Here is a 15,392-nt window from a genome sequence, read left to right as displayed (position 1 = left end):
TTCCATGTGCACGTCTTATTGAGTCGCTTGTTTGTAAACTACTCAAGCTTTGCTTGCTACAAAGTTAATGGCGGATAGCATCGCTAAACGCTGCTCGGGGTTCTCCGCCTCAGGGTGTGGACTGGCGTAATCACCAACGTCATTGTCAAAATATTGCCCGGATCGGATTGCTCCGGCTTCAACAGCAAGGTGCTGAAGAATTCGCACGCCAATGCCAATATCTTTGCCTTCTGTACCAAACCCCTCCTTAACCATTTTACTGCCCAACATGGATCCCGGGTTAACCGCAACAATCGACTGATGGGACGACAGCTCGATGGCTGCCGGCTCCATCGACCACATTGTGAGCGCTAATTTACTTTGTGCATAAGCTTCAAGATCATCCGATATAGATTCTTCCCCCCGTATAGCCGCAAGATTTGGCGTGGCCTGAGCGGCGGAGGACAAATTGATGATTCTTGCGTCTGTGGAAAGCAGATCCATCAACGCTCGCGTTAAAACCCACGGAGCAATTGTATTAACCATAAAGCGGACATCGATGCCGTTGGATACCACTTTATTATCTGTCTTAAATATGCCTGCGTTGTTTATCAAAACGTCCAGGCTACCAACGCGCTGCTTAATATCTTCTGCTAGTTGATTAACTTCAGACAATATCGACAAATCAGCGGTGAAAAGCTCGATTTGCTCAGCCGAAGCTAGAGCTTCCAGTTCTTTTCCCACCCTTCTGGTTTTTTCCGGATTGCGTCCGTGCACGAGCACCCGGTGCCCTTGCTTGAGTAGCGACTTTGCGGTTTCTAGCCCGATTCCATCGGTGGAACCTGTAATCAGTATGGTCTTGCTCATAAATAATGTCCTTGTCTCGCATCACTTGGCCGACACTACTTCATCAGCTCGTTGCTTGCTTTTGGTCTATTGAATCTCAATAGTTTTGAGACGCTTAATGATTGATAACCACCTTGCCCATGGCTTGACCGCTCTCTAACCGAGCATGCGCGTCACCTGCTTGAACTAAAGAAAATTGTTTGTCATCTAGAACAGGTTTCAACTTTCCAGACTCAGCAATTTTTGCAATTTCAGCCAAAATTTCACCGTGGGTTTCGCGCTTAACATTGTGCAACATGGGGATCAGCATAAACACAACATGCAGAGACAAGCCTTTAAAATGGGCAGGACTTAAATCCAGCTCACACATAGATACGGTTGTTGCAACATGCCCATTTAATGCCGCAGCCTCAAACGACTTAGTGAGATTTTCTCCCCCAACGGAATCAAACACAACATCAAATCCTTCACCCTGGGTATGTGCTGCAACATAGTCAGCGACGGACTCCGTTTTGTAATTGATCGGCGTAGCACCTAACTGCTGAATCAATTTTGTTTGCTTCTCACCCCCGCCCGTTGAGTAGACATTGGCACCAAAATACTTAGCAAGCTGAATGGCAATGTGGCCCACGCCACCAGAGCCACCATGTACCAATACGGTTTGATCTTGTTTAACCCCGGCACGCACCAAACCTTCATAAGCTGTGATTGCCACCAATGGTAACGCTGCAGCTTCTGCCATAGATAGGTTGCCGGGCTTGTGAGCGACAAGTTTGGCGTCTGCTGCAATATACTCAGTTAGCGTACCAGGTAGATCCGCCAGTCCCCCAGCACAACCGTACACTTCATCACCTATGGAGAAGCCCTCTACACCCTCGCCAACGGCTTCGACCGTTCCGGCAAAGTCCATCCCCAAAAGTGCAGGCGTATCCGGTGACAAGGGTAAGTCGTTACCCATTTTACGAATCATGGTATCGACAGTGTTGACACTGGATGCTGCAATTTTGACAAGTACTTGACCACTATCCGCAATCGGAGTGTCAATTTCGGAAGTTTCAAATTTAGCGTTCTCGCCGAAGGCGTTGATAAGCATTGCTTTCATATTCCATATCCTCAGTTTAAGTATTTTCCGCCTATAACAGGTGGATTAACAAACAGAATACGACATACAATACATGTATGTAAGTACGCACAAAAAAGACATGTAGTATACAAAAGTATACTAAAGGAGAGAAAACATGAGCCATACTGTTTATGACTGCAGTGAAGGCTGCCCAGTAGAAGCAACACTTGCTTTAATCGGCGGCAAGTGGAAAGGCGTTATTCTTTTCCACTTGCTCTCGGACACCATCCGTTTCAATGAACTCCGGCGGCTGATGCCGGGCGTTACGCAGAGAATGCTAACCAAGCAACTCCGGGAATTAGAGGCTGATCAGTTGATAGTAAGGAAGGTATATCCCGAAGTGCCACCACGAGTGGAATATTCAATGGCTGATTACGGCTTGACGCTAGCGCCAATTATTACGGCTCTGCAAAAGTGGGGCACCGAGCATTTGAAGAAGGTGAAGCAAGAGGCCTAATGCTAGTTTAATTTTTGAATGAAGCTTGCAAAACGATTAAAACTCAAACACTGGTTAGAATTTTTAACTTCTTACTTCTCATATTGCTTTATTTCACTTTGCTATTTCTTACCGTTAGAGTCGAGCCATTCCATGGGCTAATGACTCTTCGAGTCATACGTTATTCACATTAACTTTCTTTTTCAAAACACCCTTTCTAAATCCGGCCCTTTCTAGATCCATCGCTTCGTACGAAACCTTTTTATTATTATTTCTCTTTCACTAGGCACTGAAAACGTCCTTGCAGACAGCACCCGGTGTTTACTTTATAAAACCGCCCTACACACGGCCCTTACTGGCATAAAGGAACATGCACGATATTATTATCGAGCAGAAACCTGTATAGAACAAATAAAACACACAATGAAAAACAATCATTATTTTATGTTAATCGTAAATTATTAATTGACAATCATTATCTAGCGCGACTATATTATTAGCATGAATATACAAATAAATCTCGATGTTGAGCTGGCAAAGAAAAAAATGTCGCTCACAGAATTATCCCAAAGTATTGGCATTTCCATGACCAATCTGTCGCTTTTGAAAACCGGCAAGGTAAAAGCAATTCGCTTCAGTACTCTGGAAGCGATTTGTCATACCCTGCAATGTCAGCCGGGCGACATATTGCAATACGTGAATAACGAAAATGCCACTGAATAACCCTTTAATTTTAGATAATCAAGGAGCCACCATGTCCTCAAGTCACTACCTGAAACCCGGTATCGCAGCCATTGTTCTCGCCTTATTATTTCCGGTTTACTGGACGTATATACTGGTTACCCTTGGTGGCGATATTATCGAATCCATTCGACATAACATTATGACGCTGCATTGGAGTGATGCCTTATTTGTGTTGATTGGCGCGTTAGAAGTGTATCTGCTATTGAGCCTTGCGAAAGTATTTGCCGATATTATCGATTCAAAAGCCATTCGTATTTTACTGCTGATAATGGCCGCCAGCAGCTTTGTGTTTCATTTTTTAGTGGTGGTTGATCTGGTACTGGCCACCTCGCAAATCAGCGGCTCATCGGCAGATACCATTGTAAATATAAGCCTTGGGATCGCATTAGCGGTGGATACCTTGTTTGTACTGGCAGGGCTGGTACTGGCTATTTTATTACTCGCGAATAAATCCGAAAACAGTAACCTGATCAGAGCCTTCGCGATTATTTTATTATTGATATGTTTGTTTGATTTAACATTCTTTTTATCGCTACTTAATCTAGCACTTTATCCTGTAGCCCTTATTGTACTGGCGGTGTATTTCTTGAAAGAACCTCAAACGGTTGAGGTGGTGTAATTGCATCATCTTTAATCATTGACCCGTCGCCCTGTTAGCATTGAACCCTAACAGGGCTGACTCTTGATAGCCGAACATATAGCCGCCAACCTTGTTCCACTGCCTGCTCTTCTTTTTTAAATTAACGTATTTCCTTTAAAACCCGCCTCAAATCACAGCCTTCAAATCACACCCTTTGGAGCAGACGCTTTAATTAAACGCCCTTCATTACACGTCCGATTAGCCTTAAAACGCTTTCAACGCGATATGGCGTTATATTTTTACATTTAAATAATAAAAGCTGTGCATACTGTTTATTTTTGCGGCAAAACGATCTATATTGGCACAATATTACGTAATTTTATTACATTTAAAATAATAAAGGACCCTATCATGACCATACGAGCTGCGATTAACGGTTATGGCCGCATTGGCCGAAATGTACTGCGCGCCCTGTTTGAAGCGCCAGAGTTTAACCACATAGAAATAGTTGCCATTAATGACCTGGCTCCAATCGAAGTAAACGCTCATTTAACCGAGTTTGATTCGGTACACGGCCGATTTAATGGGCAAGTCAGTCACCAAGATCAGCAATTGATCATTAATGGGCAGAGCATCCACTACTCTCAGGAAAAGCAATTATCCAATCTACCCTGGCAATCGCTTAAAGTCGATTTGGTGTTTGAGTGCACAGGAGTGTTTACCGATGGCGAACAGGCCAAAGGTCACCTGGAGGCAGGTGCCAGTAAAGTGGTGATTTCTGCGCCCGGTAAAAATGTTGATGCCACCATTGTTTACGGCGTTAACCATCAGCAATTAACCGATGATCACCGCATTGTGTCAAACGCCAGTTGCACCACCAATTGCTTATCGCCCATGGCCAAAGTATTGAACGATGCCCTCGGCATAGAACAGGGATTAATGACCACCATTCACGCTTACACCGGCGATCAAAACTTAACCGACACTTATCATTCTGATCTGCGACGCGCCCGTGCGGCCGATCTCTCCATGATCCCGACAAAAACAGGCGCTGCCGCAGCGGTTGGAAAAGTATTACCGGAACTTGAAGGTAAGTTAGACGGATTGGCCATTCGCGTACCAACGGCGAATGTATCCTTGGTGGATTTAACCTTAACCTTTAAACAAGCCACCAGTGTGGAAGCAGTTAACCAGTTATTAAAGCAAGCAGCCGAGGAAGACTATAAAGGTATTATCGAGTACAACGATCGTCCTCTGGTTTCCATCGACTTTAATCACAATAAACATTCCTGTGTGTTTGATGCCAGTCAAACTCGGGTCGATGGCAAAATGGCAAAAGTATTCGCCTGGTACGACAATGAATGGGGTTATTCGAATCGTATGCTCGATACCGCTGTGGCACTCATGGGGCAAAGTGAGTCAATCAAAAATAGCCACGGGTTAAAAAAAGCCAGTTAAAATAAACATGCTCTAATTATAAATTGCCATCTCCAATGCGGCGCGTTGAGTGTCTGGATCTTCCTGACAAGGCAGCTGACTGATTTGCTCTCTGTAGGACTCAGGCAGTTTCGCCTGCGCTGCGCCAAACTCGATATGATGTTTGTACCAACAAAAAGGCAACAAACAGTCATTAATATTGGTGGCCGCATAAAGATAAGCGATTTTCTCTTGTTGACTGTTTGTTGTTTCTGCCGAAGATTTTACGTTTGATGATTTTAGGTTAGATGCTCTTAAGTTTGATAATTTTAAACTCGCATGTGTCGATTCACTATCACTTGTATAAGCTCTTGTATAAGCACTTGTGTCAGCATTTGAGTAATCATAAACCGTCACTTTACGGCATTCATAACCTTTTCCAACGCCTTCAATGGTATCGAGTAGTGTTTTATCGGTATCGCTTAACGCATAAAGCACCCCATAAATACGGCTTTCATCCCCGGTATAAAAAGCGTTGCCTTTTGCCGAACCATCAAGCCCCACTTTATGGCATTTAAATTGATACTGAGGTAAATAATAAACGCCTAATGATTCGCACTGACTAACCCGAGCTGCAATGCGTTGGTATGACATATTCGAGCCGTAAGCAAAATAATAGATCACTGTCTCTATCCAATCTTTAAAATTACTTCAATTTTTGAGTATGTGCCGAGTGCCTTAAAAATAATACGGCATCAAAATGTTGACGAATATTAATTTTAGCAAACTGAGTTACTTCTTGAGGACGGGAGCCTATCATCCGAAAGCCACTGACCTTTTTTAGCTCATAAATACCGCTAGCCTGCTGAAAACTGAGTATAAAATTATCGTACTGGCTTTTACTTAAAAAATACTCATAAGTCCCTACATAAGGTTCATGTACCTCATAATAGGGTTTATCGCCATAGGCCGAATAGGTCCCTGACTGGAAAGTGATCCCTATAGTAAAGTAATCATTATCAAACTGATTACTTAAGTACCCACCCATACTACCTGTTACCCGAGAAACATGGGTATTGTCGCCAGAAATAACTATGCGGCCTTGTTTCAACTTATCAGTCATAAACTGAATATTCTCGGCCATATATTGATCTCGAACAGCAGAAGAATAATTACTTGCTTTAAAATGCAGGCTTTGTTGCAGCACCATAACATAGCGTTCCAGATCACGCCCTGTTTGAATATAGGGTCTGTTTGCTTTGTATTCGATTGAATTAGAGCTTTTTATACCGGAACTTTTTATATCTAAGTTTTTGCTAGCGAAATCACTGTCATCTATCGGGCTCTTACTCGAGTGGTGTTGAATAAATAAGGCCAGTGATTGTAAAAATGATTTGTGCTTATTCAGCAATACCGAAAAATCACCACCTTTTTGTTCTGCTGTCTTAATGTCCTGTTTTAATGTTAAAAGCTTTACAGAAAGTTCTTTATTGTTTGCTTTTAAAAATGGATAAATAGCATTCAGTGCAGACATGCCATTTTGCATATCGAAACCTCTAAACTCGACGAATTGTTGGGCTGTTTTATTATACTGTTTAATCCAGTCGATAATGCTTAGCATTTCTTCTGTTTGCCAACTGGGATAGCTCAATTTGCTCACAACATCCACAGAAGAGTTAGATCTGGAAAGCACATAATCGTTAATATCATCCGCCTCGACCAAAGGCATTTCCAACGCAAACACTCGAACATTTTTATGTTTTACCAAATATTTTACCAATTGCAATTTGTATTGATAAATGGTTGCCGAACCATGTGAGTTTTCACCTAGCCCGATAATTTTAGCATCGCCTATTATGGCTGACATAGGGTGGTACTGAGTCAGCTTTTCATCGCTAAGTGATACAGGCAATGCCCATTTATTTAATTTTTGCACATCCTCTTTTGAAGGTTCAGAAAAATCCGGCTCTGCCTGACCAAAAATTTGATTGTTCACCAGCACAGATAAATCATCTATCCATAAATCACCTGTGCCTTCGATATGAAACGCCAATAAATAAGTACCCTTATTCAAACTTGCATCGGCACGGGTATTTAACTCAATAGCTTGCCAAGGGGCGTCTAACTTTGCTGGCTCAGAAACATCAACCACTTTCTTGCTGCCAGGATCAAACAGCATTAATCTTACGGTTAAATTAACGCCAGACAACAACTTTATAAAGCCTTTTGCTTTAAGCACTTTATCTGCCAGCAAGTCTTTTTCTACAGAGATGTATATATAAGTACTTGCTTTGTTGAGAGAAAGGTAAAGACTTTGTTTGCCCGAATGTTTGGTTTTTTTATCCGTATAAGAGATGAATGAATCACCCTCTCCTTCAATAGTCCAGACTCTTGGCTGTTTATTCACACTGTATTCAAAACCTGTATTCCAGAATTCATCGGCAATGGCGTTGTTTGTGATGCTTATGATCACTATCAACACAATTACTAACTGTTTTAACAAAACCGCTACCTGAGCTGTATAACCCAATAAAAACATATCGATAAACTCTCTTTATAACCCTTGTGCCAGTTTACTCGAAACGAATCTGGATGAAATAGAATGAAATTAAGGTGTTCGACTAAACTCGCCGATATCGGGCAGGTAAAAAACCGGTTTTTGACTTAAATACACGTGTAAAGTGACTTTGATCGGAAAAGCCACATTCAAGAGCTATCTCTGTTAACGGTTTTTCACAATTTTGAATCATCTGTATTGCATGTTCTACTTTCAAAATGCGTAAAAAGTCACTGATAGTCACATGGTAATAATGGTTAAACAATGAAGAAATTGTGACCGGATGGACATTAACACTATCGGATAGTTGAGCCAACGAGGGCCATTCACTCCATTGGTTTTCCAATAAAGATTTAACTTGCTTCAGCCAGTTAGGCGGTGCTTTTGACAAAGTTTGTAACGGTTGAACAATACTCAAAAACAACGATTGAATAACTGAATCGGTATAGCGATCGTGTTGAATGGCTTCATTAAGAATATTCAGTAATATAAATTTACTCTTAGGATTATTGATCATGGCACTGGCCAAACGCACTTCGGTCAAGCAATGATCATCCAAAAAGCTTTGATCCACTTCTAAACTTAAATGTTTGGATGGAAATACTTTGTATATATTTTGATGCGGTTCACCAGCATGATAAAAATTCAAACTACCAGGCAGTCGCTCCAAATGTGTTTGCCAACGGCTTTCTACATTTCCGCCCTGCATAACAAAGCTCACCATGGCATTCTTATGATGATGCCAGTCACCGGTTTTTTGATAATGCGGATACTCCGTTAGACAAACCTGAATCTTGTTGTAATCAAACCGATGACATTTTGGGGCTAAATACTGCCCCGGCATTAATGAAATAAAATCGCTCTGCGTCACTTTGCTTCCTTGGTATTTTTAGCAACTGTATTAATAACAAGTCTATTCATTATAAGTGTACTCGTAACTAACTCATCAATGAACTCTTACTGATTCCACCCAAATTAATTCACAGGCGCCGTCGCCGGTATCGTTTCGGCTTAATGAACTGTTCCATTGCCAACCGTCTTGCCCTTTAACATTAACCAGTTTACCCGAGAGGGTTATCACATCGCCCTGCTTCACTTGTTTTAATGCGCTGGCCACCGAGTCATTGGATGGGATCATATGCATGTTGGCACTGCTGTTTTCAATGGCTTTACGGGAAATAATCCACTCATCGGTTTTCCAGTAATACCAGCGATTGCGCTGCGAAATGGAAATATGAGACAAAACATCTTGATCCGACATGGGTCCCCAGCCGAGCACAAAGTCCACCGGAGATAAGTCGGCCTCTCGACCAAAGTAATAGTTTTCTCTATCCAATACTTTCGCTTTAATGTAAAAGCTGGCCACCGGGGTAATTTGATAATCTTTTTGCTTAAAGGAGGATAAAGATAAATTTTGTTGCAACGGAGCCAAAGATGCGACCACTCCTGCGCCATAATCTTTCGGTGCTGTGGGCCAGAATATAAGCAGCGCAATACCCGCGGCAATTCCCCAAAGCAGTTTATTCATCAACCATCTTATCGGAAAAATACTGTTTTAACTTGGCCACTTTACTGCCCACCACAATTTGGCAATAGGGTTGGTTGGCGTTGTTATTATAATAATTATCGTGCGCGGTTTCGGCTGGCCAAAACTTTTCCAGTGGTTTGACTTCCGTCACTATCGGTGATGAAAAATCCTTGGTTTTGTCTTGCATCACCTGCTCAATTACTTGCTTGTCGTTATCCGACTCATACAAGGCAATTGAACGGTATTGGGTTCCGCGATCGTTGCCCTGCTGATTTAACGTTGTGGGATCATGAATGGTAAAAAAGATATCGAGCAACTCAGCCAAACTAATTTCAGAATCCTTATACTTTACTTCCACTACTTCAGCATGACCGGTTGATTCGGAACACACCGAACGGTAGTCAGGATTATCCACATGACCACTGCTGTAACCGGACTGTACCGACTCAACGCCTCTCACCCGCTGATAAACGGCTTCAAGACACCAGAAGCAGCCGCCGCCAAGAACAATTGATTTCATCATTATTTACCTCAAGCATATTCGGTTTATTGCACTCACTGTACCAGGTATAAATTATCAGGCATAAATTGACTTAATACGTGAGCCGATAGAATGTTGTGTGAGCTAAGTGATTCACAAAACAGCATGCTTAGTTATGATTCAAGCCTTTGGCAAAAGTTACAGATATTTTAAGATAACCGCAATCCTAGTGTTGGTTAGCAGCGACGGATCGTAACGTCGACTGACACCACTGATTTATATGATTGAGCATTTGATAATCGCCGTTATGTTTTTATACCGCAGACAATCGCTCCGATAATCCTTAAAGCGGTAAATTTTTAAATGGTGTTTCGATATTGTTTGCCAGCCGTTAGCATGTTAAGTCCATCGTAAAGCGAGCTTAATGATAAGTGCGAGAGCGACAAGTTGAAAACAGACGACCATCTTATAAAATATCGGCGAGCCTATCAGGGTTAACAATGCGATTATTGCGTACACTATTCCTAACGTCAGATTGAGTATCCGGCTGGTTCGGGGCGCCACAATCGACGATAGAAAAACCATGCTGGCCGGAATAGCGAGTATAAGTGCCACCCCAATCATCTTGGTGTCTGTGTAGTTGCCGAGTGGGCCCATTGAGCCTGCCGCCATTCCATCAATTGTGCCAGGCACAAACAGTACAAAATAGTCATTGTAAATGTACAGCGACATCAGCGATGCCCACAATAAAGACAATTTAATCCTGGTTGGTATGGGTGAGTCTTCTAGTCGTTTTCTGGCATTCATCTTGTTGCTCTCTTGGTTATTGCATGGGGGTTATTGCATGAGAATTGCAATATTCAACCACATGCAATAGTGAATAACAATTGACAATATCCGCATGCTATGTATTCATATATGAATGAAATGGGATGCAACAAAATACAACTGGAATCATCTTCGAGCGTTTATTGCCACGGTTGAAGAAGGATCGCTATCGGCTGCGGCGCGGGCGTTACGTGTCTCTCAGCCGACACTGGGGCGGCAGGTTTCTGCTCTGGAGCAGGAAATCGGTGTCGCGCTTTTTGAACGTACCGGCACCGGGCGCAGTTTAACGAAAAGTGGGCAAGAGCTGGTTCACTACGCCCGAAATATGGCGGATGCAGCTCTGGAATTTTCGCTGGCAGCCTCGGGGCAGTCGCAACTGGTAGAAGGTACGGTTTGTATTTCTACTGGCGAGTTATTTGCTGCTCACATTATGCCGCCGTTAATCGATCGCTTGCTCAAACAAGAACCCGGCATCGAAATCGAACTGGTTGCATCAAATGAATCGAGCGACCTTAAACGACGTGAAGCCGATATCGCTGTTAGAGCCAATCACGCCAACCAGCCGGATCTTATTTCTATTGATGTAGGACGATTAAGCAGTCGGCTTTATGCATCGACGGCCTACCTTGATAAAGCTGGACGCCCCAAGAATGCAAAAAATATTGGAAACTGCCGTTTTATAGGCTTTGATGATGCCGGTATTTATAAGCAGTTTTTAAATGGACTTGGCTTTGAACTTGAAGAACGTCACTTCCCTGTTCGGGCACAAAGTCATCTTGTTCAATGGGCAATGGCCAAACAAGGATTAGGAATTGTGACAGCACTAGAATCGATTGCCGATTCAGACGCAGATATGGAAAGACTCTTTCCAGAAATCGAACCGATTGTTACACCAATGTATTTAGTGGCACACAAAGAAGTGATTACCAGTCACCGCGTTAGCGTTGTTTTCGATTTTTTGAAAACGGAACTTATGGATGTGTAGTTGTTTTAATACTACTTATATCTTGTTACTTATTAATCATTCTGAGTTTTTTATTTGTTACCTTTCAATTTAACCAACTTTTTAACAGGCCAGTTTTGACTTGTCTTATATTTAGGGCTCAGATCTTCAATAGCCTCGTACCCACTCTTCAAATTACCCTTTAATACTTCCCAGCCGCCGGTAATATTTCCATTAATATCGATCCAAATACCATAGTCTCTGGTACGAGCGCAGTCTATCCAAAAATAGCCGGGCGCTTCACATAATCTACTGTGGTAATCACTGGATATAGCAATGTAAGAATCGACTACTTTGTAACTTATTTCCCAAACATCTGTTTTCTTTATTAAAGGCAAATTATATTTAGTTTTATAAGGTTCCGGTGGAGCAATGTCTTCACTAAAGCTAAATTTTGGGTATTGCTCAGGGTTAACTTTGAACCACTTCTTCTTTACTAAAACATGTTTTCCATCAATACTTAATAGTCCCTGTGAATTTACTACATAAGCTTCCTGACGTATTCCACCACAGCCAATTAAAATAAATACAGATAAAAATAGAATATAAAAGCACTTCATAATATTAACTTGACCACTACAAAAGATAAGTATTGATACAAAGTATTTCATTTAGATTCCTTATGAAGGTCAACGTTTTAAGCAGAGGAAAGTGACCTCTAGTAGTTATTATTTTTTCTTCTAATTTTACTTACTAAGGTACAAATACAATAAATATTATGAGTATTAATATTAGCATCAAACCTGACAACACTGCTCCAATGTATGCATAAAACTTCACCTGATTTTTTAAGAACAACCCAGCGACTCCCAAGCCAAAAGAAATCAAAAAACCAGATGCACACAGCATTCCAATAAGTCCAATGAGAGCCGTTATAAAAAAGTAGGAATCTGGATTATTTTGTATATAGTGTTCTGACCATTGCAAAACAAAAAACAAAAAAATTAATAGTACAAGACTAACAAAACTCAACAGCATTGAGTACTTTCCATATCTTGGATAACTTTTTTTATCATTCATAATATTTTTTTCACCTTAACGCTTAAAGCAGGCATGATATTGCACTTTGTTACTTTTCTGCTTTACTGAGAAAAATGTAAGTTTTGACCTGGAGGCCAACAAACAAACCTTAACTTTCGAAAAATATCAACCCTGCCATTAAAAAAAGCTTTAGTATCAAAAAGCTCATTATCTAGCAAGCTAGTAACCGTAAAGCTTTCTTTAGAGTGTAAATAAATAACTGCATATAAAAAACTGTCTGTCGCAAGATATCGTATTCCACTAAAATAAGTAGGAAATGTTAGCTTTATTTCTATATGCTCTATTTCATTCAACTTCACTATTCTTTTCTTTCCATTTAGTAACAGTTCTATGTCATTGCTCTTATACGCTATTTCTAGAGAGTTATTTACAATGGCATATCGAAAAAATAAAACCATAGGCGGAACACAAAGCAATACAAAAAAAATCACCGATAGTCGAATAGTGAAGTCAAAGATATCCTTTTCTTCATAGATATACTCAAAAACAAAGGGTAGGCTTATACATAGCCCTAAATAGAGCAGCATTTCCCAGAGATGTCTATAATAATCTTTATTTGAAACTCTAAGTTTCGTCATTGGCTCATTTCTTCATGTAACGCCAAGCTTTGCTGCATCCTTACTTGAGCGCTTTGTTAGCCCTTGCTGATCCATTTTGTAGTGAAAATAGAATAAGTTTTCATTGGCTCTTCGAAACAAGGTTTTGTCGTGGTTTCTAACTGATTCTGAGTTTGAGCTAGTTGTTTTCTAATTTCATCATCATCGTTATAACGATCCCAGAATATACCTTCATGCTTATGCATTTCATCCAAGTGCTTCTGGAATTCGTCTTCTTCCATTTTAACTCGGCCTTGTCGCTGCCAATAATGCGTCGCAAGCATGTTGGCTGAAGTAAATATTGAGTTTAATGTTTGATTAGTATCTTTGAATATAGACTCTGTGTCTGTTCCGAATACAGCCATAAATTTATATTTGAGAGTGTTGAACCGAACAAACACTTCTTGTTTCGACTCATAGCGTTCAAACACAATATAGCCACGATCCAGAAGCTGTTTTTCTGCCTCAGTTTCATGTTCCGATCGCTTCCTGGTACTTCCTTCTGTTCCGCTAGACCAAGGGCTGCGAATGAATGCAATTGCGTCCTTTATCTCGAAAAAAGCTGTCAACGTTTCCTCGGCAAGCTCTATCTTTCGCTTCCCGATAAACTCCCTTTTCCATGCTCCAACACCGGAAATAATAGCCCAGCACGCTGCGACTACAGCCACTGCTTGAGCTATTGTTGCTAATTCAATCATCCGACTTCCTTTTTGGAGCTAACGCCAAGTTCTTCAGAGAGGAGTCTTTTTCTCCGAATCTGAAGCAACGTCTGGTTAGTTGCTTTTAATGACAGTATTAATCCATTTAAAATAACTTGAAATTCTAACTTGATAAGCATTAGTTTCATACAAGCCCCCTTTAAATAAAGAAAGATCTCCATTCCAGGATTGCCAACTTGATAGTCCAACTAAATATGATCTATTGTTCTCTATAATAACAGACGAACCACCACTATCACCGGAACCATGCATTCCTTCCAAATTAAGTGCGTTTGAAGGACTATCAAATTTAAACGATAACCAATTACCATCTGCTACTTCAATGACATTTTGAAATATATTCATAGTTCTAAGTTTTTTGGTTTCGGCTACTTCACCAATAAGTCCATTGCCAGTAGCCCCTCTACCATGAACCGTAATTGTCTTTCCTTGCTCATTGTCACCTTCGTATAGTTTTATTGGCATTATATCATCAACATTTGATGATAATTTAACAAGAGCAATATCATCTCTTTTTTTGAAAAAATTCATTAAAGGTTTAGAATCACCTTTAAATAAAGACTCATCTGGTTTTGTGTAACCAGAATGAATTACTACTTTGGCTATTTCGTAATTTTCATTTCCGACTTTGATAGTCTTGCCGGTGTAATCATAAAAAATAGTATGTGCAACGGTAACAATCCATTGTGGTGCAATTAGAACACCATGACCTTCATGCGGCATATCCACTAGATATTCTGGAGGCTTGGCAACTTCATAATTTTTTGCTGGAATATCATGTCGTTTGATCACAGCAAAACTGTATTGTGATGAAGTGAGCAATACGAAGATCAAATATATTAAAATTTTCATTTGTTCTCGATGTTATCGATTATTGGCAACTAACTCCGCGCTCAGCCGCAGCGCATTGTTAGGGCCTCTGCTTGTAAAAGTACGTGGTGCCCTTCAACTCCCCGGACGGAGAAAGAGCGTATCCGGGTATTACCCCTACTTTTACCCAGTCCAATTTTGTATACAATTTTTCAGCATTACTTCCTGATTCAGTATCAAGCACCAAAGTGCTAATTCCAATTGAAAATGCATACTCTTCAGCTAGTTTTACAAGTTTTGAGGCTATACCTCTGCCTCTGAAGGCTGGATCTACAAATAATTTTTGTATCTCTCCACGAACGCTTCCATTTTTCTTTGTTGGCCTTTCAAATTGTATGGTGCCAACAATTTTCCCCTCGGTTTTTACCACCCAGAGGTGTAAGTTATCACTGAGATTAGAGCAAACAGAATGCCAGTAAGACTCAGCCTCAGAAAGTGTGAAGCCTGAAAGAAAACCGATTGACGCTCCGTTTGCAACAGTGGCTATAAGCCCAGAACTTAATTCCGAAATCTCATTCTCTGAAATTTCAGATAACTTATGTGGTTCCATATTTCTCAATTGCCCTAACAGCTGATTGTATTCAGTAAACCACAACTAAATTCAAATATTTATTTATATTTTACTGAGTTGTTTATTGACTTCAG

General features: G+C 40.8%; 19 protein-coding genes. 5 read left to right on the top strand and 14 right to left on the bottom strand.

Annotated elements, in window-relative coordinates; all coding sequences use genetic code 11:
• Positions 1-42: 42 nt before the first annotated feature.
• Positions 43-846, bottom strand: coding sequence for an SDR family NAD(P)-dependent oxidoreductase (locus C8D97_RS09105; RefSeq protein ID WP_109763470.1), 804 nt, complete (start codon positions 844-846; stop codon positions 43-45).
• 94 nt (positions 847-940) lie between these two features.
• A complete protein-coding gene (locus C8D97_RS09100) occupies positions 941-1,918 on the bottom strand; it encodes a zinc-dependent alcohol dehydrogenase family protein (protein ID WP_280951674.1) in 978 nt (325 codons plus the stop codon).
• Positions 1,919-2,063: 145 nt separating this feature from the next.
• On the opposite strand from C8D97_RS09100, the gene C8D97_RS09095 reads away from it, so the two are divergent.
• The 4 genes from C8D97_RS09095 to gap all read left to right on the top strand — a co-directional run bounded on the left by C8D97_RS09095 (position 2,064) and on the right by gap (position 5,166).
• Entirely contained in the window at positions 2,064-2,405 is a 342-nt protein-coding gene (locus tag C8D97_RS09095; RefSeq protein WP_109763468.1) for a winged helix-turn-helix transcriptional regulator, read from the top strand.
• A 480-nt stretch (positions 2,406-2,885) separates the two neighbouring features.
• Positions 2,886-3,107: a helix-turn-helix domain-containing protein gene (locus C8D97_RS09090; RefSeq protein WP_109763467.1), complete on the top strand. Its 222-nt coding sequence runs from the start codon at positions 2,886-2,888 to the stop codon at positions 3,105-3,107.
• A gap of 31 nt (positions 3,108-3,138) precedes the next feature.
• On the top strand, positions 3,139-3,747 hold the full coding sequence (locus C8D97_RS09085; protein ID WP_146196126.1) for a hypothetical protein: 609 nt from the start codon (positions 3,139-3,141) through the stop codon (positions 3,745-3,747).
• A gap of 372 nt (positions 3,748-4,119) precedes the next feature.
• On the top strand, positions 4,120-5,166 hold the full coding sequence (gene gap / locus C8D97_RS09080) for a type I glyceraldehyde-3-phosphate dehydrogenase (protein WP_109763465.1): 1,047 nt from the start codon (positions 4,120-4,122) through the stop codon (positions 5,164-5,166).
• A 12-nt stretch (positions 5,167-5,178) separates the two neighbouring features.
• On the opposite strand, the gene C8D97_RS09075 is transcribed toward gap, so the two are convergent.
• From C8D97_RS09075 to C8D97_RS09050, 6 genes are all read right to left on the bottom strand, one after another.
• Positions 5,179-5,808, bottom strand: coding sequence for a gamma-glutamylcyclotransferase family protein (locus C8D97_RS09075; protein ID WP_280951671.1), 630 nt, complete (start codon positions 5,806-5,808; stop codon positions 5,179-5,181).
• 22 nt (positions 5,809-5,830) lie between these two features.
• A complete protein-coding gene (locus C8D97_RS09070) occupies positions 5,831-7,663 on the bottom strand; it encodes an erythromycin esterase family protein (RefSeq protein ID WP_109763463.1) in 1,833 nt (610 codons plus the stop codon).
• Positions 7,664-7,745: 82 nt separating this feature from the next.
• Positions 7,746-8,552 carry a helix-turn-helix domain-containing protein gene (locus C8D97_RS09065; protein WP_109763462.1) on the bottom strand — a complete coding sequence of 269 codons (807 nt, stop codon included), beginning with the start codon at positions 8,550-8,552 and terminating at the stop codon, positions 7,746-7,748.
• Between the two features lie 75 nt (positions 8,553-8,627).
• On the bottom strand, positions 8,628-9,209 hold the full coding sequence (locus C8D97_RS09060) for a hypothetical protein (protein ID WP_109763461.1): 582 nt from the start codon (positions 9,207-9,209) through the stop codon (positions 8,628-8,630).
• A complete protein-coding gene (gene msrA / locus C8D97_RS09055; RefSeq protein WP_109763460.1) occupies positions 9,202-9,732 on the bottom strand; it encodes a peptide-methionine (S)-S-oxide reductase MsrA in 531 nt (176 codons plus the stop codon). Before msrA ends, C8D97_RS09060 begins: the two co-directional genes overlap by 8 nt.
• Before the next feature lie 357 nt (positions 9,733-10,089).
• On the bottom strand, positions 10,090-10,497 hold the full coding sequence (locus tag C8D97_RS09050) for a DUF6326 family protein (RefSeq protein WP_109763459.1): 408 nt from the start codon (positions 10,495-10,497) through the stop codon (positions 10,090-10,092).
• A gap of 115 nt (positions 10,498-10,612) precedes the next feature.
• Between C8D97_RS09050 and C8D97_RS09045 the strand changes: the two genes are divergently transcribed.
• A complete protein-coding gene (locus tag C8D97_RS09045) occupies positions 10,613-11,503 on the top strand; it encodes a LysR family transcriptional regulator (RefSeq protein WP_109763458.1) in 891 nt (296 codons plus the stop codon).
• A 50-nt stretch (positions 11,504-11,553) separates the two neighbouring features.
• Here the strand turns inward: C8D97_RS09045 and C8D97_RS09040 are convergent, their stop codons facing one another.
• From C8D97_RS09040 to C8D97_RS09015, 6 genes are all read right to left on the bottom strand, one after another.
• A complete protein-coding gene (locus C8D97_RS09040; RefSeq protein WP_109763457.1) occupies positions 11,554-12,132 on the bottom strand; it encodes a hypothetical protein in 579 nt (192 codons plus the stop codon).
• A gap of 82 nt (positions 12,133-12,214) precedes the next feature.
• Positions 12,215-12,541: a hypothetical protein gene (locus C8D97_RS09035; protein WP_109763456.1), complete on the bottom strand. Its 327-nt coding sequence runs from the start codon at positions 12,539-12,541 to the stop codon at positions 12,215-12,217.
• 62 nt (positions 12,542-12,603) lie between these two features.
• The gene (locus C8D97_RS09030; protein WP_109763455.1) at positions 12,604-13,140 is read right to left on the bottom strand and encodes a PH domain-containing protein; all 537 of its coding nucleotides are present in this window, start codon (positions 13,138-13,140) and stop codon (positions 12,604-12,606) included.
• Positions 13,141-13,196: 56 nt separating this feature from the next.
• The gene (locus C8D97_RS09025; protein ID WP_109763454.1) at positions 13,197-13,856 is read right to left on the bottom strand and encodes a hypothetical protein; all 660 of its coding nucleotides are present in this window, start codon (positions 13,854-13,856) and stop codon (positions 13,197-13,199) included.
• Between the two features lie 75 nt (positions 13,857-13,931).
• Positions 13,932-14,729, bottom strand: coding sequence for a trypsin-like serine protease (locus C8D97_RS09020; RefSeq protein ID WP_109763453.1), 798 nt, complete (start codon positions 14,727-14,729; stop codon positions 13,932-13,934).
• Between the two features lie 58 nt (positions 14,730-14,787).
• Positions 14,788-15,297, bottom strand: a complete 510-nt coding sequence (locus C8D97_RS09015; RefSeq protein ID WP_109763452.1) for a GNAT family N-acetyltransferase — start codon at positions 15,295-15,297, stop codon at positions 14,788-14,790.
• Between the last annotated feature and the right edge of the window lie 95 nt (positions 15,298-15,392).

This window comes from Pleionea mediterranea (assembly GCF_003148745.1).
In the GTDB taxonomy this organism is placed as follows: domain Bacteria; phylum Pseudomonadota; class Gammaproteobacteria; order Enterobacterales; family Kangiellaceae; genus Pleionea; species Pleionea mediterranea.
Note: the sequence above shows the minus strand (reverse complement) of the source record. Positions and strands in the feature narration are given on the sequence as shown.

Coding starts and splice junctions, on each gene's coding strand:
- C8D97_RS09095 (WP_109763468.1), top strand. CDS start 2,064: ATGAGCCATACTGTTTATGACTGCAGTGAAGGCTGCCCAGTAGAAGCA.
- C8D97_RS09040 (WP_109763457.1), bottom strand. CDS start 12,132: ATGAAATACTTTGTATCAATACTTATCTTTTGTAGTGGTCAAGTTAAT.
- C8D97_RS09070 (WP_109763463.1), bottom strand. CDS start 7,663: ATGTTTTTATTGGGTTATACAGCTCAGGTAGCGGTTTTGTTAAAACAG.
- C8D97_RS09025 (WP_109763454.1), bottom strand. CDS start 13,856: ATGATTGAATTAGCAACAATAGCTCAAGCAGTGGCTGTAGTCGCAGCG.
- C8D97_RS09100 (WP_280951674.1), bottom strand. CDS start 1,918: ATGCTTATCAACGCCTTCGGCGAGAACGCTAAATTTGAAACTTCCGAA.
- C8D97_RS09060 (WP_109763461.1), bottom strand. CDS start 9,209: ATGAATAAACTGCTTTGGGGAATTGCCGCGGGTATTGCGCTGCTTATA.
- C8D97_RS09020 (WP_109763453.1), bottom strand. CDS start 14,729: ATGAAAATTTTAATATATTTGATCTTCGTATTGCTCACTTCATCACAA.
- C8D97_RS09035 (WP_109763456.1), bottom strand. CDS start 12,541: ATGAATGATAAAAAAAGTTATCCAAGATATGGAAAGTACTCAATGCTG.
- C8D97_RS09085 (WP_146196126.1), top strand. CDS start 3,139: ATGTCCTCAAGTCACTACCTGAAACCCGGTATCGCAGCCATTGTTCTC.
- C8D97_RS09030 (WP_109763455.1), bottom strand. CDS start 13,140: ATGACGAAACTTAGAGTTTCAAATAAAGATTATTATAGACATCTCTGG.
- msrA (WP_109763460.1), bottom strand. CDS start 9,732: ATGATGAAATCAATTGTTCTTGGCGGCGGCTGCTTCTGGTGTCTTGAA.
- gap (WP_109763465.1), top strand. CDS start 4,120: ATGACCATACGAGCTGCGATTAACGGTTATGGCCGCATTGGCCGAAAT.
- C8D97_RS09015 (WP_109763452.1), bottom strand. CDS start 15,297: ATGGAACCACATAAGTTATCTGAAATTTCAGAGAATGAGATTTCGGAA.
- C8D97_RS09045 (WP_109763458.1), top strand. CDS start 10,613: ATGAAATGGGATGCAACAAAATACAACTGGAATCATCTTCGAGCGTTT.
- C8D97_RS09090 (WP_109763467.1), top strand. CDS start 2,886: ATGAATATACAAATAAATCTCGATGTTGAGCTGGCAAAGAAAAAAATG.
- C8D97_RS09050 (WP_109763459.1), bottom strand. CDS start 10,497: ATGAATGCCAGAAAACGACTAGAAGACTCACCCATACCAACCAGGATT.
- C8D97_RS09105 (WP_109763470.1), bottom strand. CDS start 846: ATGAGCAAGACCATACTGATTACAGGTTCCACCGATGGAATCGGGCTA.